The sequence below is a fragment of the Desulforamulus reducens MI-1 genome (genome assembly GCF_000016165.1).
Lineage (GTDB): Bacteria > Bacillota > Desulfotomaculia > Desulfotomaculales > Desulfotomaculaceae > Desulfotomaculum > Desulfotomaculum reducens.
Map to the genome: position 1 here is coordinate 606057 of NC_009253.1, position 19189 is coordinate 625245.

General features: G+C 40.0%; 14 protein-coding genes and 2 pseudogenes. 14 read left to right on the forward strand and 2 right to left on the reverse strand.

The window, feature by feature from the left end:
- Positions 1-77: 77 nt before the first annotated feature.
- Positions 78-245: pseudogene (locus tag DRED_RS18135) on the forward strand (DUF4351 domain-containing protein); the annotation flags it as partial.
- Between the two features lie 515 nt (positions 246-760).
- Here DRED_RS18135 and DRED_RS03055 read toward each other — a convergent pair.
- Entirely contained in the window at positions 761-1144 is a 384-nt protein-coding gene (locus DRED_RS03055) for a tyrosine-type recombinase/integrase (protein WP_198006921.1), read from the reverse strand.
- Positions 1145-1444: 300 nt separating this feature from the next.
- Between DRED_RS03055 and DRED_RS03060 the strand changes: the two genes are divergently transcribed.
- The 13 genes and pseudogenes from DRED_RS03060 to DRED_RS03125 all read left to right on the forward strand — a co-directional run bounded on the left by DRED_RS03060 (position 1445) and on the right by DRED_RS03125 (position 17410).
- Positions 1445-2140, forward strand: coding sequence for a YetF domain-containing protein (locus tag DRED_RS03060; RefSeq protein ID WP_198006922.1), 696 nt, complete (start codon positions 1445-1447; stop codon positions 2138-2140).
- Positions 2141-2292: 152 nt separating this feature from the next.
- A pseudogene (locus DRED_RS19705) lies at positions 2293-2989 on the forward strand (transposase); the annotation flags it as partial.
- Positions 2990-4133: 1144 nt separating this feature from the next.
- On the forward strand, positions 4134-5657 hold the full coding sequence (gene caiT / locus DRED_RS03075; RefSeq protein ID WP_011876948.1) for an L-carnitine/gamma-butyrobetaine antiporter: 1524 nt from the start codon (positions 4134-4136) through the stop codon (positions 5655-5657).
- A gap of 183 nt (positions 5658-5840) precedes the next feature.
- On the forward strand, positions 5841-6974 hold the full coding sequence (gene caiA, locus DRED_RS03080) for a crotonobetainyl-CoA dehydrogenase (RefSeq protein WP_011876949.1): 1134 nt from the start codon (positions 5841-5843) through the stop codon (positions 6972-6974).
- Between the two features lie 76 nt (positions 6975-7050).
- Positions 7051-8262, forward strand: coding sequence for an L-carnitine CoA-transferase (gene caiB / locus DRED_RS03085; protein WP_011876950.1), 1212 nt, complete (start codon positions 7051-7053; stop codon positions 8260-8262).
- Between the two features lie 119 nt (positions 8263-8381).
- The gene (locus tag DRED_RS03090; RefSeq protein WP_011876951.1) at positions 8382-9152 is read left to right on the forward strand and encodes an electron transfer flavoprotein; all 771 of its coding nucleotides are present in this window, start codon (positions 8382-8384) and stop codon (positions 9150-9152) included.
- On the forward strand, positions 9153-10115 hold the full coding sequence (locus tag DRED_RS03095) for an electron transfer flavoprotein subunit alpha/FixB family protein (RefSeq protein WP_238442573.1): 963 nt from the start codon (positions 9153-9155) through the stop codon (positions 10113-10115).
- A gap of 154 nt (positions 10116-10269) precedes the next feature.
- Complete coding sequence (locus DRED_RS03100) at positions 10270-11559, forward strand: FAD-dependent oxidoreductase (RefSeq protein ID WP_011876953.1); 1290 nt, start codon at positions 10270-10272, stop codon at positions 11557-11559.
- Positions 11556-11840, forward strand: coding sequence for a ferredoxin family protein (locus tag DRED_RS03105; protein WP_011876954.1), 285 nt, complete (start codon positions 11556-11558; stop codon positions 11838-11840). The genes DRED_RS03100 and DRED_RS03105 overlap by 4 nt, the downstream gene beginning before the upstream one ends.
- A gap of 122 nt (positions 11841-11962) precedes the next feature.
- A complete protein-coding gene (gene caiC / locus DRED_RS03110; RefSeq protein ID WP_011876955.1) occupies positions 11963-13513 on the forward strand; it encodes a crotonobetaine/carnitine-CoA ligase in 1551 nt (516 codons plus the stop codon).
- Positions 13514-13613: 100 nt separating this feature from the next.
- On the forward strand, positions 13614-14465 hold the full coding sequence (locus DRED_RS03115; RefSeq protein ID WP_011876956.1) for a MaoC/PaaZ C-terminal domain-containing protein: 852 nt from the start codon (positions 13614-13616) through the stop codon (positions 14463-14465).
- A 247-nt stretch (positions 14466-14712) separates the two neighbouring features.
- Positions 14713-16089, forward strand: a complete 1377-nt coding sequence (locus DRED_RS03120) for an MFS transporter (protein WP_011876957.1) — start codon at positions 14713-14715, stop codon at positions 16087-16089.
- Positions 16090-16525: 436 nt separating this feature from the next.
- Entirely contained in the window at positions 16526-17410 is an 885-nt protein-coding gene (locus DRED_RS03125) for a DMT family transporter (RefSeq protein WP_011876958.1), read from the forward strand.
- 134 nt (positions 17411-17544) lie between these two features.
- Here DRED_RS03125 and DRED_RS03130 read toward each other — a convergent pair whose 3' ends face one another.
- Positions 17545-19029 carry a sigma-54 interaction domain-containing protein gene (locus DRED_RS03130; protein ID WP_011876959.1) on the reverse strand — a complete coding sequence of 495 codons (1485 nt, stop codon included), beginning with the start codon at positions 19027-19029 and terminating at the stop codon, positions 17545-17547.
- Positions 19030-19189 lie beyond the last annotated feature (160 nt).

Below are 19189 nucleotides of genomic sequence, written 5' to 3' on the forward strand. Positions count from 1 at the left end.
GGAAAGTAAAAAGGTGGGGGTGGTAAATTATGCAATTTACCACCCCCTGGCATGAAAAAGGATAAAGAGAAGGTCAATCTCAACTTATATTAAGGCTATTAAGGAAAAAATTTGGCGAGGTCCCAACAGCTTTGGAACAAACAATCATGACACTTAATGTTGAAAGGCTAGGCGAAGTGGGCAAAGCCATATTTGAAGTGAACAGCATCGATGAGATTTTTTCAGAAAAACTTCGGAATACTTAGGAAGTGCTTTCCGAAGTTTAATTTTATAGATATTGTCTGATTCATCAACAGTGGTGAAAGCTGCAAGTATGATTAATATAAAACCGTTGGTAAGAGAAGATGGACGAAGCATTTTTTGTAAAATTCTATATTTCTATTTGCGCTATTCGTGGTTCTATTTGTGGTGTTTGAATTGTAACTGAGAACTTCGATAAAATTTCTATGAAAGATTTTCCGAGGCGAGGCTATAGGTTGTTTCTATCTTAATAACATGAGAATAGCATCTATCCCACCCCTGATGGGGCGGGTGTAAATATAAAATCATCGTAGAGCGAAATATTAGTAATACGAAGGGAAGCAAAATTTGCATTGAAACCCCTCAAAATAGGGCAAAAAAGAAGCCTTGATTTATAAGGCTTCACAGGCTCCCACTAAATCCCGGAATATACGTTCGTACGACTTAAAATCCTGCGGTGGCAACACCGTGCCGGTTCGACCCCGGCTCCGGGCACCAATAAAATCAAGGGATCAGGAACTTACCTGATTTCTTTTAATTTTAGCGCATTGTCAATTGACGGCTTAAAAATACAATTTAGTTTATCAGCACTCTCCTTGTCCATATCCTCAAGGACGTGCTGATATTTTTTTGTCATGAGTAAATTGCTGTGGCCCAGCCTAGCGGAGGCCTCTCTTTCTGTTATGCCATACCTAAGCATCATTGTCCCATTAAAATGTCGTAAGTCGTGCAGCCTAATATGGGGAAGCTTATTTCTTTCTAAAAATTTCTTAAAGGACCGGCTAACACTACCAGGGTTGTAATCAGTAACGTCTGGTTTTGTAAGAATTTTTCCTATCCCTCTCAGTCTTTTGAGGGCCAGTATTATACCGCTTGGAACATTTTTTCGAATAAGTAAGTCCAAATAGGTGGACATTAATAGTATGTAACACAGTAAAACTAAGAAGAATGAGCCTATTTTTATAATTTTGTTTATAATATTAACTATTATACTAGGTTGTTTTTATCGTGTTTTATTATATTCGTAAATAGAATATCCTAAGAGGACAACAGAAATCCTTAAATTCAAATGACACTGATCTATAGTAGCCTGGGTAGACGACCTCCACAGAGCTGTGGAAGATCTGTCATGATTATAAGTAACATGGATTATTACATTTTGACCAAAGAATAAGTGGTGATTAAAATGGCGTTTGAGCCCTGGTTGATTTTAATCAGAACTGGTTTTGCTTTTATAACCCTGCTAATTGCAGCTAGAATCTTAGGTAAACAAACAATCGCTCAGATGACGTTCTTTGATTTTATTGCTGCCATCACCATTGGAGCAATTGGGGCGGGATTTGCCTATCATATTGAAAAAAACCCTTTTAATGTTCTACTTTCCCTTCTTTCATTTACCACCATTGTTTATATAACATCTTACTTATCTTTAAAAAACAAACTTGCAAGAAAAATTTTTGCTGGTGAACCAACTATGGTTATTCAAAATGGTAAAATTTTAGAACATAACATGTTTAAAATGCGCTACGACCTGGATCATTTAAATCATCAATTACGACAAAAAGGTATTTTTGATATTGGTCAGGTGGAATTTGCTATAGTTGAACCTAACGGGGAGTTAAGTGTCTTTAAAAAGTCACAATATAGACCGTTAATTCCGGCAGATTTGAAAATACCCACTAAATATGAAGGACTAGCAATTGAACTTATTATGGACGGGCAGGTCATTGAAAAAAACCTACGAGAAAACAATCTTTCAATGGAATGGTTAACCACAGCCCTATCTCAACACAGAATCACCGATCTTAAAGATGTAGCCTACGCTTGCCTAAGTACCAACGGCACTTTATATTTTGACTTATACAAAGATAAAATTACCAATCCAGTGGACAAGGGGTAAATTTTAGTGTTAATTTATCTGAAGCAATAATTAGGGCTTACTGAACGGATCGCAACTCTAATATAAATCAAGGATTTAGAAGCACAATTGCCGAAATAAGGTGCAGGGAAAATGCGGCATAGGCTGCAAAAATTGTGCACTTGGAGGAAAAAATGTTCCGTAAACTGGAAAAACAGCTGTATCTTGAGGAGTTCGTACTTCCCTTTGAAGGTAAACTTAGAGCCGACAATCGTTGGGTTAAATTAGCTAAAATTATTCCCTGGGATACCATCGAAGGCCGCTACGCTAAACTTTTTAAGGGTAACCGTGGACAGGTAGCCAAACCCGTTCGGATGGCCCTCGGTGCTCTCCTTATCTAAGATAAGTGTAGGTATAGTGACCGTCCCTCATGGTGCATTTCCGTAAGCGTTTTGATGCAGAAACGCTAAAAGCTATCAATGAAGAGATTTGCAATGCTGCCAGGGTAGCTGAAGATAAAAAGGGTGACGATGATAATAGGCCCGAACCGCCCTCCGGCGGCAATAAAGCTGGAGTGGGAGAATTCACCAACCCAGAAAGAAAGGCTTCTTCCTTCGAGACGTATCATAAAAGCCAAGGTAAGCTCATCCTGGACGCTACCTGTGCCCCGGCAGATATACGCATCCTACTGACATCTCCTTGCTTAACGAAGCCAGGGAGAAGTTGGATGACATTATAGACTAGAAGACCACGCACTTATCTCCAAATCGCTCGTAAAGCCTATCTTAGCTTTGTCCGCAACCGAAAACCCGGGAAAAGTCTATCAGAAAAGCTATCGTCCAACAGTTACGCTATGTTGGTCGCAACCTGCGTGCTGTAGACCGACTGCTTACTATGGCTGGCGATGGGCATGGTCTGGGCAGCATAATCTGGCTTTTGTCGGGTCACCATTTTGGTGTTTTTGTTAAAAAACGGATTGGTTCAAAAGCCCTAATTAAGGCTATTCTGGATTACAGCAAAAACCTTAAGGAATGATATTTGAACTTAGACTGGAGGTAAATGACCTTACCCCGTCAGGCAAACAGAAGCCATATGAGGATATCCACAGCGACATTTACGAGTCGTTTGACGATTACGACCTATTTGAGTGTGAATAACCTTATAGAGGTCAGGTAGCCTGTGGAGCAAAATCATACAATCCAATCAAATGCTCCACAGGCATTTCTTTAATCTAAAGTGGCTCAGTTTTTTCTTGATAATTGCAAACTCTCGGGCTACCGTAGGTTTGACGGCTTTTACTCTAGAGCCTCGGATGTTTTAGGGCTTAATTTGAATAAGTGTTTTATGTTCCCTCAGACGGATGGTTTGGGGGAATTTTCTATTTGATGGGGGTGCGGTGTCAGGTACCGGGGTTTTTAGTGGCACTTGATCGTTGGCAAAATTTTGTTACTTATATTCGGGTTCCAAAAGAGCTAAAATTTTATCTTGTTTCTCTATGTGTAAAAGAAGAATCTACTTTCTGTCAAAAAATTTTTACAAACCATATAAACCTCTCGATGACAGCCTATAATAGCCCGACAAAAATATTTTACTTGTAAAAATTTTTTTACAAAAAACATAACTAAGTTTATTTTGCTTTACTAATTTTATAATCAAAACACATATATAAGGCATAATTTCGTGAAAAAATTGCTCTTTTTTGCACGAAGAGTGTCGAAAATATGGCACGGGTTTTGCACTGTGATGTTTTTGACGAAGAGAAACCATGGTTTTGTTTTTTGTATTTTGTATTACAAGGATTTATTCATCTGAAGGGGGTGGAAATCAGGCAATAGTCATGTGAAATGATCAACAATATGATGGATGTTGTATTTGCGTAAGGCGTGAATTGAATTATTCATGGAATTCAAAAATGGCTGAAACGTGAGGGGTGTTCAAGTAAGTATAAGTCAAAGGCGCAAAACTGGTAGTGGGAAAAACGATTATTTAAAAAGATGAGGACTCGTAATAAGGATAAGGGGAAGGAAGTCGAACTATGTCGGAACAGAAGAAACTGAAGATCGATCATATAATATTTTGGCCGCCATTATTATTAATATCCATTGTTTGCGCATTAATTATTAAGGATCCCGTGAGAGCAAATGAGATATCGAATAAAGCTCTGACCTGGACCACAGACAAACTTGGTTGGGCCTTTGAATGGTACGTAGTTATTCTTTTCGTTATTTCTATGTATCTAATCTTTGGTAAGTATAAAGATAAAAAGTTTGGCGAGGGTGAGCCAGATTTTAAAACCAGTACATGGTTAGGAATGATTTTCACTTCAACCTCAAGTGCTGCGCTTATTTATTGGGCAACCATTGAATGGTACTACTACATGCAAACCCCTCCCTTTGGGGCTGAACCATTTTCGGTTGAAGCGGCACAGTGGGGGTCAGCTTATGGTATGTACCACTGGGGGCTTATCCCGTCCGCTATGTATGTTGTAGTTGGAACAGCAATCGGTTATAACTTCTTTGTTAAAAAAAGGAATGTTGTTAAGCCCAGTAGTGTGTGTGGAATTTTAGGCAAACATAAAGACGGATTGACGGGTAAAGTTATCGACATCCTTTATATTATCGGAATGGTTGCAGGAGTAGGTACATCGTTAGGTTTAGGAACTCCCCTTGTTGCTGAACTACTCTCCAAGATTTTCGGAATAGAGCATACGTTATCCTTGGATGGTTGGATTCTCGTTGCTTGGATTGCTTTATTCTCCACAAGTGTTTATTTGGGATTACAGAAAGGGATTAAAGTACTTAGCGATATAAGAGTGTATTTAGCTTTTGGAGTTATTATTTTTGTCGCTGTATTTGGTCCTACGTCATATATTCTAAACGGTTTTACTGATGCCCTTGGAACGATGCTACAGAATATTGTAAGAATGTCCCTCTATACAGATCCCTATGGGAAGTCTGGGTTCCCACAAGGTTGGACTATATTTTACTGGGCTTGGTTCCTAAACTGTGTTCTCACGTATTCAATTTATCTTGTACGAATTTCCAAAGGGAGAACGGTTCGTGAATTCGCAGCTGCAGTATTAGGGGCTATTGTTCTGGGAGAAATGGTTTTCTTCGCGGTGTTTACTAACTATGCTATGTTTGCACATTATGAAGGACTAGTGGACCTGGCTAAGATAATGGAACAATCTGGTGCAGCTCGGGCCATTGTTGAAATTTGGGCTACCCTGCCTTTAAGTATAGTGCTTTTACCTGTACTACTCATTTACTCTTTCGTCTCTACAGCGACGTTCATTAACGGTGTTGCTTATACTTTGGCAATGGTTACGACTAAAGAAATCACAGAGAATGATGAACCCTCAAGGTTAAATCGGGTGGTATGGGCATTGCTTCTCGGTTCATTAGCAATTTCTCTTCTGATGTTAGGCGGACTAAAGCCTTTACAAACGGCCTCAGTTTTAGGCGGCTTACCTATGATGATTGTTTGTATTATTATCCCAATTTCGTTTTTCAAAGAAGTTAAAAATGGCTGGGTATTCGCAAATAAAGATAAAAATTAAGATCAGAAAGCAGCTTAAGGTGCTTTCTATGCATTAGTAAAGTCTATGTCATGGTTGGAAGAATATGGCAGATATGTTCTGAAACAAGTCCTTAAAATAAGATACGGCATAACTGCATATCAGAATTACAGTGTTCCTCTGCTAAGTGACAGGTGGAAATCAAAAAAATTGGAGGGTTAAATAATGGATTTTAGACTTACAGACGAGCAAGAATTAATAGTTGCGGGAATTCGAGAGTTGATGGCCAGAGAAAACTGGGACAGTTACTTTGCGGAATGTGATGCCAACAGCCAGTATCCGGAAAGATTTGTCAAGGAACTGGCCGATATGGGTATTGACAGCCTTTTATTACCTGAAGAACATGGTGGTTTTGATGCGGGTTTGGTAACTGTAACAGCTGTTTGGGAAGAACTTGGAAGATTGGGTGCACCTACCTATGTATTATATCAGTTGCCTGGATTTAATACGGTATTGCGAGAGGGAACCCAAGAACAAATTGACAAGATTATGGCTTTACGCGGTACCGGCAAGCAAATGTGGAATTCGGCCATTACTGAACCAGGAGCCGGATCAGATGTTGGCAGTCTTCAGACCACGTACACTCGAAAGGACGGGAAAGTATATTTAAACGGACATAAATGCTTTATCACAAGTGGAGCAGGGGTTCCCTATCTAGTGGTTATGGCTAAGGACTCCGAAAACTCTAAGATTTTCACAGAGTGGTTTGTGGACATGACTAAACCCGGTATTAAAATAGAGAAGCTTCCAAAGTTGGGTTTAAGAATGGATAGCTGCTGCGAAATTTATTTTGACAATGTTGAACTTGAAGAAAAAGATATGTTTGGTAAAGAAGGCAACGGTTTTCAACGGGTTAAAGAGGAATTTGATTTTGAACGCTTCCTGGTTGGATGCACCAATTATGGTACTGCCCTGTGCGCTTTTGAAGATGCGGCCAAATATGCCAACCAGAGAGAGCAATTTGGAGAAAAGATCGGAAGGTATCAATTAATTCAAGAGAAGTTTGCACATATGGCAATTAAGCTCACCAATATGCGGAATATGTTATATGAAGCTGCATGGAAGTATGATAATGGAATAATGGGATCGGGTGAAGCAGCAATGTGTAAATATTATTGTGCCAATGCAGCTTTTGAAGTGGTTGACCAAGCGATGCAGGTTTTAGGCGGCTATGGTATCGCTGGTGATCATCGTATTAGTAGATTTTGGCGGGATCTTCGTGTGGATAGAGTTTCTGGAGGAACCGATGAAATGCAGATTCTTACCGCCGGCAGACAGGTACTCAAAAAGTATAGATAATCATTAAGGGACTTTTTATAGCAGCAAGCGTATAGTATAAGTTTTTCAAGCGAACGAGAGGAGGTAACAGCAATTTATGTCAAAAGGAACCAGTATGCCTGTTTTTGGTAATTTACATGGATTGAAAGTAGTATACTCTGCAGTTGAAATTGCTGGACCCTTTGCGGCACAGTTAATGGCAGAATGGGGAGCAGATGTTACCTGGATTGAAAATACATTTAACGGTGATTCAATGAGGGATACGACGTATGTAAAAGAAGTAGATCGTCGGAATCAGCGCAGTATATCACTAAATGTCTTCTCAGAAGAAGGAAGAGAAGTATTCTTAAAAATGATTGAAGAAGCCGATATCTTTATTGAATCAAGTAAAGGACCAGCTTTTGCAAAGCGTGGCATTACAGATGAATTGTTGTGGAAACACAATAAATCCCTAGTAATTGTTCATGTTTCCGGGTTTGGCCATTATGGGGTAGAGGACAGAGTGAACAGGGCAGCTTACGACCAAACAGCCCAGGCATTTAGTGGGTACTTAAGTCAAAATGGAACGCAGGAACAACCCATGATTGCTTCCCCTTATAGTGGTGATTATTTCACTTCACTTATGATAGTGGGATCATCCCTGGCGGCCCTTTATAAGGCTCAGAAGACTGGCATCGGAGAGAGCATAGATATGGCCATGTATGAAGTTCTGCTTCGCGTGGGGTCATATTATATGACGGATTACCTCAATGCCGGAATAACCTATCCGCGTGCAGGGGCCAGACATCAGAACTTATGCGGTATCGGCGTATATAAATGTAAAGATGGCTTCCTTAGTTTATGTCTTTATGGGGCGCCACAGAACAAGGCTATTCTAGAAAGGATCGGACTGGGTCATCTTTGGGGGACTGATGAGTATCCCGAAGGCACTACTGCACTTTGGCTTGATAGTCCAAAAGCAGATCTGATACAACAAAAAATAGAAGAATACCTTTTGTCCCAGCCAGTAGATGAAGTAGAAAAAGACTTTTCTGACTTAAAAATTGCGGCTAATAAGGTTATGACTATTGAGGAAATGGTAAATCATCCCCATTATTTAGCCCGTGAAAATTTCATAGAATGGGAAAATGTTGAAGGCAAAAAGATCAAAGGTCCCAACATATTCCCTAAATTCAAAAAGAATCCGGGCCAAGTTTGGCGGCCTATGCCAACGCTGGGGATGGATACTGAAGACATCTTAACTGATTTAGGTTATTCAGCCGAGCGTATACAGGAACTTTGTGACAAAGGAATTATTAAAAAGAGCTAATAACAGACGGGCTATACAGAGGGACGAGGTGCATTGGCTTAGTGATTAAGTGCACCTCGTCCAAAAAAAGATCTACTATATTGTGTTACAAATTACTAAATGATTAAGAAGGTGGAAATATGAGAGTTATTACATGTTGTAAGGCGGTACCTGAAGAACAGGATATTGTCGTTGCAAAAGATAGACAAATATCATTCGAAAAAGCAGAATGGAAGTTTGGTCCATATGATCTGAATGCCGTAGAAGCAGGCAAACAAATTGTTGAGGCTGTAGGGGGCCAATTATCCGGTTTGTGTGCCGGGGGGAAAATTCTAGATAATTCAAAACTGAAAAAAGATATTCTTTCCAGAGGTCTGGATGACCTATATGTGGTGATGGATGAAACCATGGAACAGGCTGACACCTATCAGTCAGCTAGAGTATTGGAAGCTGCAATTAAAAAAATGGGTGACTTTGATCTGGTTTTGTGCGGAGTAGGTTCGTCTGATTTGTATGCACAGCAGGTTGGTAATCAATTAGGTGAATTATTAGGCCTACCTGTTGTCAATGCTGTCAATAAAATTACGGCTCAGGGAGACAAGGTCATTGTTGAACGGGCGCTGGAAGATGCCATTGAAGTTCTAGAGATATCCTTACCGGCAGTCCTGTCTGTTACATCTGAAATAAATGTCCCACGGATCGCAGGGATGAAAGATATTATTGCGGCCAATAAGAAACCAGTGAAAAAATTTAATCTGTCTGAGATCGAAGTTGCAGATATTCAACCGTCCAGTATGGTATTGAGTACGCTGGCACCTGAACAGGTGGACCGCCGGTTAAATATCCTGGAAGGCGAATCCGACGAAGTTGTGGATGCTTTTGTGAAGCTGCTTAGTGCTGAATTAAAGTAATTGGAAAAAAGAGGTGAATATTTCATGACTGTAAATAATGTTTTTGTAATAACCGATAATCAAAATGCCGTAGCTGAGCTCTGCAGTGGAGCACGCCAACTTGGTGATCAGGTATCTGTTGTTTTATTTGGTGATAAAAATCAAGCGGCAGAAGCCATCGCATTAGGGGCTGACCAGGTATACTTGTTTGGACAGTCTGGGGACTCAGTAATGATTGAAGCATATTCCAAATCCATTGCCGAATTGCTTCATGCAGAAAAGGCAGACTTAGTGATGGTCTATTCTTCCGTACGCGGCAAGCTAATTGCCGGACGGATTGCATCTCAATTGGGAACCAGTGCTTTGTCTAATATATCGGAGTTTACCGTAGAGGATGGCAGCATTATCGTGAAACACATGGTATACGGTGGTGCAGCCATCAGAACAGAAAAAGCGTTATCAGATACAGTTGTTGTAACGGTAGGAACAGGTGTATTTGAGGCAATGTCTAAGGATGCAACAAGACAGGGTAAGGTGATCGAGGTCAACCCAGATGTTGACAATGCTGGAATTCGTGTTCTGGAAACTCGACCCAAACAGGGTGAATTAGTAAATCTAAGTGCTGCCAAACGGGTTGTTGGCGTCGGCAGAGGCTTTGCAAGCAAAGATGATCTGAAAATGGCGGAAGAACTTGCCGCTTTAGCTGGAGCTGAGATGGCGTGCAGCCGACCAATCGCTGAAGGCGAAAAGTGGATGAGCAAGGAGCGCTATGTTGGGGTAACCGGCGTTGTCCTGAAGACAGATATTTATATTGCCATTGGCATATCAGGTCAAATTCAGCACATGGTAGGTGTGAATCAAGCAAAAACATTGGTGGCCATTAACAAGGATAAAAATGCACCGATTTTCAAACATGTTGATATTGGCCTGGTTGGGGATATATATAAGGTTCTGCCGCAAATCATTGAGAAAATCAAAGCGTAGAATTAAAGGGTTTATTTGTGTTGCTGAGAGGCTGATACCGGCTTCTCAGTAACATCTTAAAATAGATTCGGCCGGAAAGAAGACAAGCTCTAAGGCTACCGCATCAGGATATCTATAATAAATCAAGCACGACTATTTGTAGGGGTGATAAGCATTGAGCGAGAACGGATTTGACGCCATTATTGTGGGAGGAGGCCTTGCCGGCTCTACTGCGGCTTATGTTTTGGCACAGGAGGGTTTGGAGGTTCTACTCATTGAAAAAGGTAATTACGGTGGTTCCAAAAATATGACTGGAGGTCGCCTCTACGCTCACAGTTTAGAAAAAATAATTCCCAACTTTGCAGAGGAAGCACCGGTCGAGAGAAGAGTTGTCAGAGAGCGTATCAGCATGATGACTGAAAAAGATGCGGTAACTATGGATTATCATTCTCCCCGCTTGGCTGAAACAGGCAGTGATTCTTATGTGGTTATGCGTGGTAAATTTGACCGCTGGCTCTTTGACAAGGCAGAAGAGGCAGGAGCAATGGTTGCAGCGGGAATTAAGGTAGACCAATTAATTGTGGAAAATAATCAGGTCACAGGTGTTATCTGTGGCGGTGAGGAAATGAGGGCCAATGTAGTAATTTTGGCAGATGGTGTAAATTCTATATTAGCTGAAAAAGCAGGCTTAAGAAAAAGGGTTAAGCCTTCTCAGGTTGCTGTGGGAGTCAAGGAAATCTATGAGCTGCCGGCAAAGGTTATTGAGGATCGCTTTGGCTTAACAGGTGATGAAGGTGCCGCATGGTTATTTGCTGGCTCTCCCAGCAATGGGCTGGTTGGTGGAGGCTTCCTGTATACAAACAAGGAAAGTATTTCTATTGGCTTAGTTATGGGTCTTGAGCATATAGGAGAAAGCAACAAAACAATAGATGAGATGCTTGTAGCCTTTTCCAATCATCCCGAAGTAGCTCCTTTAATTAAGGATGGCAAACTTCTTGAAAGAAGTGGCCATGTTGTACCTGAAGCAGGCTTGTCTATGGTATCAACCTTGTATGGTGACGGCTTCCTGATTTGTGGCGATGCAGCAGGCTTTTGTTTAAACATTGGTTATATGGTAAGAGGAATGGATTTGGCTATTACCTCAGGGGAGTTGGCAGCAAAGGCTGTTCTTGTAGCAAAAGAAAAGGGCGATTTTAGTTCAGCCTCCCTCAAAAGTTACAAGGAAATGCTGGATAAAAGCTTCATAATGAATGACCTATCTGTTTATAAGAATTTTCCTGCGTTTATGGAAAATCCTCGTATTTTTAACCAATATCCTACTATGGTATCAAATATTATGGCAGAGATGTTTGTGGTTGACGGAAAGCCTGCCGTTCCATTACGGAAGAAAGTTATGAAGCATTTAAAGACTGTTGGCCTTATTAATCTGGCCAAGGACGGACTGAAGGGAGTGAAATCTGTATGAGTATAACCGTTGAGGAAAAACTGGGAGTCAATAAATATTTTGTTGATGAAGGGAATGCCCATATAGAGATAGACCCTGCCTATCCTGATATGAAGGAGAAAATGAAGCTTGTAAATGCCTGTCCGGCAGGCTTGTACAAGCTCAATGAAAATGAAACCTTATCCTTTGATTATGCCGGCTGTCTAGAATGTGGTACTTGCAGAATCTTGTGTTTAGGCACAGTTGTAAAGAAATGGGAGTTTCCTGAGGGCACAATGGGTGTAGAATTCCGATACGGATAATCAATAAGCAATCATATTTAAATGATAATGATGATTTATACGGGTTAGTGGAGAAGAGATCAGAAATTTATTCAGCATCTGTTCATTACTATAGATATGATTATGTTAAGAGGCGACAGAAAATGGATATAGTAGGAAACAAGACTTTGCGAGATATGTGGGATGAGCTGGCCCGGATTTATAGCGAAAAAACTGTCTTGATCTTTGAGGACCGCAACGGCAGTATTAGTGAATATACCTATTCACAGCTTAATGAAGAAATTAATAAGACGGCTAATCTTTTTCTCGATTTAGGAATACAAAAGGATGAAAAGGTTGCTATTCAGCTCCATAACTGCCCTGAATTTTTGATGTGTTGGTTTGGGCTTGCAAAAATCGGAGCTGTTTTGGTTCCTTTAAACACACACTACACACAAGAAGAATGTGGATATATTCTTAAAAAGTGTGATGTTGCTACCGTAGTTATTGAAGAAGAGTTTTTACCTATTTATGATCGAAGTAGACCAAACAAAGATATTAGTATTAAAAATATATTGTTGGCAAGAAGCGAAAAACAAATTCCCGGTACCATAAACTTTAAGGAAAATAAGGGAAAACAGCCCGGGGAATTGAAGGAGTTAAGACCTTTAAGCAGTGACGATGTTGCGGAAATCTTGTTTACATCGGGTACAACATCAAAGCCAAAGGGCGTTGTTCTTACCCATTGTAATTTGTTATATGCAGGTATTTTTACTTCTTGGCAGGGTGCGTTCAGGTATGATGACCGTTATTTAAGTATTGAACCTGCTTTTCATGTTGATTTTCAGCTTACTGCCTTAATGCCCGTCCTTACTGTTGGTGCCACTATGATTGCAGTGGAAAAATACAGCGCCAGTAGGTTTTGGAAGCAAATCTGCAAATATAAGGCAACCATCACACAGGCTATGCCAATGATGCTTCGAACAATGATGCTACAGCCTCAACAGGAATGGGAAAAAGACCATTGTATTCGGCAATTTTTCTTTTTTCTTGCTCTTACTAATCAGGAAAAGGATGCTTTTGAAGAGCGCTTTAATGTGCGATTGTTTAATTCCTACGGCTTAACCGAGTCTCTCGTTGGAGTAATCGGCGATTTTCCATTCGGAGAAAGAAAATGGCCTTCTATAGGCAGACCGGGATTATCTTATGAGGCAAAAATTGTTGATGAGGAAGGCAATGAGGTTCCTCCTAATACTATCGGGGAGATCTGTATAAAAGGCGTACCCGGCAGAACTATTATGAAGGAATATTATAAAGATGCGGAAGCAACAGCAAAGACCTTGAAGCCCGGGGGATGGATGCATACAGGGGATAAGGGCTATGTTGATGAGTCAGGCTGGTTTTATTTTGTTGATCGTAAAGTAAATATGATTAAAAGATCGGGAGAAAATGTTTCTGCTACTGAAATTGAAAATATCCTCATGTGTCATCCCAAAATTGCTGAAGCAGCGGTAATAGGGGTGCCTGATCCTATTCGTGACCAGGCAGTAAAGGCCTTTATTGTGTTTAAAGAGGGTGAAGAGCTTAGTACTGAGGAGATCTTGGAATATTGCAGAGGTCGTATGGCTAAATTCAAAGTGCCGTCCTTTATAGAAATAAGGACCTCTTTTCCCAGAACCTGCACATGTAAGGTACAAAAAAAAATGCTGTCATAAAAAACAAACAGAAAAGGAGGGTTAACACAGACTGTTAACACAATCGTAATGATGACTCCCTTTGCAAGGATTATGTATTAAATAGAAAGGATGATTAAAAGTGGCAATTAAAATGGAAATGGTTGGGCAAACATTTGGACCTTTTGAACGTGACTACGATTTCAGAGATTTAATTCTTTTTGCGCTTGGCTGCGGTGCTGGCGTCGATGGCAAAACTGATTTGGAATATGTTTACGAAAAGGATTTAAAAATTCTTCCCATGTTTGCAGCAATGCCCATCGTGGACAGTGAAGTCACTAAAACCATCGATTATGGCTATAATTATGCAGGGTCACTCCATTGGGGATTCGATTTACAATTTCATAAGCCGATGACAAAATTGTCAGGCAAATTAAGTACACATGTACTGCTTAAGGGGTTATATGATCGTGGAGCCGATAAAGGTTTGTTAGCACAGCATATAGGAGAAACCTATGATGAAACAGGTGAAAAAATATTTACCAACGAAAGCTGGGATTGTTTAATCTATGATGGCGGTTTTGGAGGTCCGAAACCACCGAAGGATATAGTGGAAATTCCAGAAAGAGAACCCGATTATGAGATTGAGGAGCGGATTCCTGAGAATCAGGCACTTATTTACAGATTGTCAGGGGATTATCACCCTCAACATATTGATTGGGAATATGCCAAAGCAAATGGTCAAATGAAGCCAATTCTTCACGCCGTGAGTTTTGCTGGAGTTGCTTGCCGTCATTTCATTAAAACATTTATTCCTGGAGAACCTGAGAGGTTAACCCGTTTTAAAACTCGTATTACAGCTTCACTCCTTCCTGGGGCAACCCTTAAGACTCAAATGTGGAAAATGGGTGAAAATAAGGTTCACTTTAGAGTCATAGATGCGTATACACAAGCGAAGCCCTATCTAAACTTTGGCATTATTGAATGGAAATAACTTAATCATCAATCCTGGGTTAGACGAACTGAATCAGAAGAATCGTCTGTTGCAATTCAAGTACTAAAGAACAGTTTGATAAACCTATAGAATATTAAAAGGAAGCAGAAGCGAAGCCCTGATAAACGTAATGAAAATAGAGCAAAATCTTCAGAAATACGGAAACAGGTGCTTCGCTTGACTTCCATTTTTACAACAACATATCGGACTTTACAGGAAACAAATATGTTGTAAATAGGTGATGCATTTGAAGTTGTACGCAATAGAGAATAACGATGGTTTGCCAAAAAGAGAGAAAAAGAGTATGCAATCAAAAAAAACGCTTGATGATTTTGAATTAACGCCTTTTCTTAAGAAGATGATACTTTTTGCCAGTGGTGGTCCTTTCTTGGATGGCTATGTCCTGGTTATTATTGGTGTCGCCCTTGCCCAATTGGGGCCTCAACTGAATTTAGATGCACACTGGAGTGCGTTGGTGGGCGCTGCCGCATTGGCAGGAATTTTTATAGGCACTGCCCTATTTGGATATGTAACTGATCTAGTGGGGCGGCAGTTGATGTTTACTATCGATATCATTGCAATTGCGATTATTTCCATTGGGACTATGTTTATTTCTTCTCCAATGGAGCTTGTTGTCATGAGATTTTTAATAGGAGTTGTTATTGGGGCGGACTATCCAATTGCAACTTCTCTAGTGACGGAATTCACACCACGAAAGTACAGGGCTCTTTCTATAGGATTTATTGCAGCAGTTTGGTATGTAGGTGCAACCGCAGCAGATATTGTGGGATATTTTTTGTGCGATGTAGAAGGCGGCTGGCGATGTATGCTGGGCAGCGCGGTTATTCCTTGTATGATACTTCTAATAGGACGGTGGGGTACTCCGGAATCACCCCGGTGGTTGGCACGTAAAGGGCGTGTTGATGAGGCCCGGGCAATTGTACAGCAGTTATTTGGTGCTGATGTGGAATTAGAACCTGAAGAAGTTAAGGAAACACGATATAGCAAGATATTTGAAAAAGGATATTTTAGTAGAATGATATTTGTTGGTACCATATGGGCATGTCAGGTTGTGCCTATGTTTGGTTTATATACATTTGGTCCACAGATAATGAGTGCATTCGGCTTTGGGGCAGGAAAGCAAGCTATTTTAGGTGATATAATCATTAGTATGTTTTTCTTAATCGGCTGTGTTCCTGCAATGTTTTGGTTGAATTCTATAGGTCGTCGTCCCTTGATTATTGGGAGCTTTGCAATGATGACTATTGCATTAGCTGTTTTGGGAGTTTTTCCAAACGCCAATATATGGGTTGTTGTTGCTTCCTTTGGAATATATGCATTCTTTTCTGGTGGTCCTGGCATTTTGCAATGGCTTTATCCCAATGAACTTTTTCCAACTGAGATTCGGGCTTCGGCAGTGGGTGCAGCTATGGCTTTCAGCCGAATTGGGACAGTTTTATCTACTTATGCATTACCAATTTTTATGGATAATCATGGAATTGGACCAACAATGCTTGTTGGCGTAGCCATCTCGCTTCTTGGATTGGTTGTGTCAATTGCTATGGCTCCAGAGACAAAAGGATTGACATTAGCTGAATCAAGTTCGGTAAATTTTAAACATTAAGGGAACATCAAATATCAAACAGCAGCATGCCATAAGCAGTATATTGCTTGATAGATAGTAATTTAGAGAGAATTGCCCATATAAAAGTTATAAAGCCAGATATATGTACCTTGACTATGGTTCAATGAACTATGCAAAAATTTTATATATAGCAACTATGGATATGCTTATTTGGCAAGTGGGATTCCAGAGTTTCCTTACAGTTGGAAGTTAACATTTCTGGCATTACTTGTCATTTCGGGAAGTGTTCTCTTCCAACTGTCATTGGCAGTAGAACAGCTAATTATAGGCATAATGAAAGTCTTACCTGGGATGATATTAGCCGTAAACACTTCTACCCTAGACAGTCAGGATTGGAAAAACGTAAAAGCCGGTAATAGGATATTGATCCCATTACCGGCTTCCATGTTAGCCAAACTAAGAGAGGATACAACTAATGCACAAGCATCGAGGAATTATTTTTTTAATCGCTGCCATTACTTTTTTCAGTATGATGCCGATATGGGTCAAACTAGCCTATACAACAGGACTCTCTGCTTTCGATGTTACCTTTCTGCGTTCTGGTATGGCTGCCGCTATGCTGGGAATATTTATACTCTATCGCAAGATTAATTTTCATGTAGAGAGGCAACAGCTAGGTCCGCTGTTGCTATCGAGTACCCTAGGTTATACAGCCACTATGATAAGTTTGTACTTATCTTATAAATATGTTAGTGCGGGCGTGGCTACTTCGCTGCATTACCTGTTTCCAGTACTGGTCATGCTGCTCGAATATTTTATATATCATGAGAAACTACAGTTTTATAAATGGATGGCTCTCCTGACATCTCTGGCCGGTATCTACCTGATAGCTGAGCCAGGGGGGAGTAGTTTTTCTCTCCGAGGTGTTGGCCTGGCAATAAGTTCAGCCGTATTTTTTACCTTTTATGTGCTGTCAATTAATCATCCTCAGCTAAAAAAGATGGACAGCCTGGTGCTGGCTTTTTATGACTGCTTGATTGCATCTATCACCTCTTTGGTACTGCTTGTGGCTCAGGGGAATTGGCCGCTGACGCTTACACTAAAAGGTTTGTACTATACAGGTTTGGTAAGTTTTTTCTGTACCGCCTTGGCGCTGATTTTTTTCATAAAAGGTGTGCAAAGCATTGGCTCGGCCAATGCTTCCATACTTAGTACCCTGGAACCGGTGCTTAGCCTAGTAGCAGGTATCATCATTTTACATGAACCACTAACCTGGTATACATCACTGGGATGTATATTGATTATAGTTGCCGTCATTCTAATTGGCTATTCAGATCTAAGTGAGGATTCCCCCGCCTAAGAAAGAACTAAAAGCAACTTCAATAAGTAATCGAAACCTTAAGGGTAACTTCAAAGGGGTCAGGTTTGATAATTATCAGGCCTAACCCCTCATTGATTTTAAATAGTAGCTAGAAATCTCTCATCCTTAGCAAATTATTCTATATAAATCTCATGCTGAATGTCGATATCTAATCGTTTCAGCTTATAATATAAACATTGTCTGGACAGATTTAATTCTTTGGCGGTTTGGTTAATATTGCCGGTATTTCTTTTTAGTGCTTGTGTCAAGAGGTCTTTTTCTACTTGCAGCATTATTTGTTTATAATCGTTAATTTTTGGCACGGTGATCGGCAAAATATTATTCTTGAGGATTTTGTCCTGGAGGAACGCGGGTAAATGCTGCACTAACAGGGAAGTATCAGTAGGATCAACTATGTTCATCGCATGCTCGATACAATGACTTAATTCGCGAACATTTCCTGGCCAGTTATAGTTTTCCAGTATTTGAATTACTTCTTCGGATATCTCGTTAATTTTTCTCCCCAGAATCTTATTATATTTATTGATGTAAAACCAGGATAAGGTAATGATATCTTCCTTTCTGTTTCGTAAAGGTGGACATTCTAAAGTGATCACAGCGAGTCTGTAATAAAAATCACTCCTTAGTTTTTCAGTTTCAATGGCTTCTTTAGGGTCAATATTCATAGCACTAATAATTCGAGGGTTTACAGGGATTTCTTTGTTACCTCCCACCCTGCGAATGCGATTCGTTTCCAATGCTCTTAATAGTTTGGACTGGAGAACGATACTCATAGAATTAAGTTCGTCCAGAAAAAGTGTGCCATTTTTTGCTTCTTCGAACAACCCGGCTTTATCCTCAGCTCCGGTAAATGCACCTTTATTTGTCCCAAACAGGATACTTTCTAATAAGGTATCTGGAATGGCTGAACAGTTAACCGCGATAAAAGGCTCTTTGGCTCTTGAGCTGTTGTTATGAATACTCTGGGCAAAGAGCTCTTTGCCTGTTCCTGTTTCTCCCAGAATCATGATCCGTGATTCCGAGCAGGCCATTTTTTTCGCTGTATTAATTACGCTTTGCATGGCTTCTCCAGAACCAATGATGTCATCAAAACAAAACTGGGTTCCGTTATTGTTCGTTCTCTGTAGTTGATTATAAAGGGCTTTTTGAAGTTGAAATACTTTGTCTGTAAGTGCTTGTATTTTGCTTGTGTCTCGACTTATGGCAAATGAACCAATTACCTCTCGTCCCGAAAAAACCGGATATATATCCATTACGAGGTCAACAGGTTGACCAGAGGCTGAGGTATATCTTAGTTTAGTATTTTTCAATACCTTTTTTTCAGCTATTGATCTTACATGTACACTATTTTGTTTACCCAATTTGTAAACATCCAATACATTTTTCCCCAATATATCGCTAATTTTGTAACCATCTATTTTTTCAAAATCTTTTGACACGAAAATAATTTTACCTGTTGCGTCAACTATTGAAAAATAACAATCTTCCAAACAATCTAAGGAATTAATAACCAAGTCGTAATCGGCACTGACATTTTTACAACTTGTTTCAGCTGCGTTAAAGTTTATTAGAGATTTTAACAGGTTGTTTTTGGTCATCTATGTCATCTCCTTAAATGTCATTTATGTTAATTTTAAAAAATACTGAAACTATTGCTGTGAAAATGTTCACTTATCTTGTCTATATTTTAACTTATTTGTGACCATTTGTCCTTGTATAAGCGCGACATTTTCTAATTCCAATAACTTTAAACGTAGC

What these genes read in the sequence shown, in the direction of transcription:
- caiT (WP_011876948.1), top strand. Translation starts at nt 4,134, where the DNA reads ATGTCGGAACAGAAGAAACTGAAGATCGATCATATAATATTTTGGCCG.
- caiA (WP_011876949.1), top strand. Translation starts at nt 5,841, where the DNA reads ATGGATTTTAGACTTACAGACGAGCAAGAATTAATAGTTGCGGGAATT.
- caiB (WP_011876950.1), top strand. Translation starts at nt 7,051, where the DNA reads ATGTCAAAAGGAACCAGTATGCCTGTTTTTGGTAATTTACATGGATTG.
- DRED_RS03090 (WP_011876951.1), top strand. Translation starts at nt 8,382, where the DNA reads ATGAGAGTTATTACATGTTGTAAGGCGGTACCTGAAGAACAGGATATT.
- DRED_RS03105 (WP_011876954.1), top strand. Translation starts at nt 11,556, where the DNA reads ATGAGTATAACCGTTGAGGAAAAACTGGGAGTCAATAAATATTTTGTT.
- caiC (WP_011876955.1), top strand. Translation starts at nt 11,963, where the DNA reads ATGGATATAGTAGGAAACAAGACTTTGCGAGATATGTGGGATGAGCTG.
- DRED_RS03125 (WP_011876958.1), top strand. Translation starts at nt 16,526, where the DNA reads ATGCACAAGCATCGAGGAATTATTTTTTTAATCGCTGCCATTACTTTT.
- DRED_RS03130 (WP_011876959.1), bottom strand. Translation starts at nt 19,029, where the DNA reads ATGACCAAAAACAACCTGTTAAAATCTCTAATAAACTTTAACGCAGCT.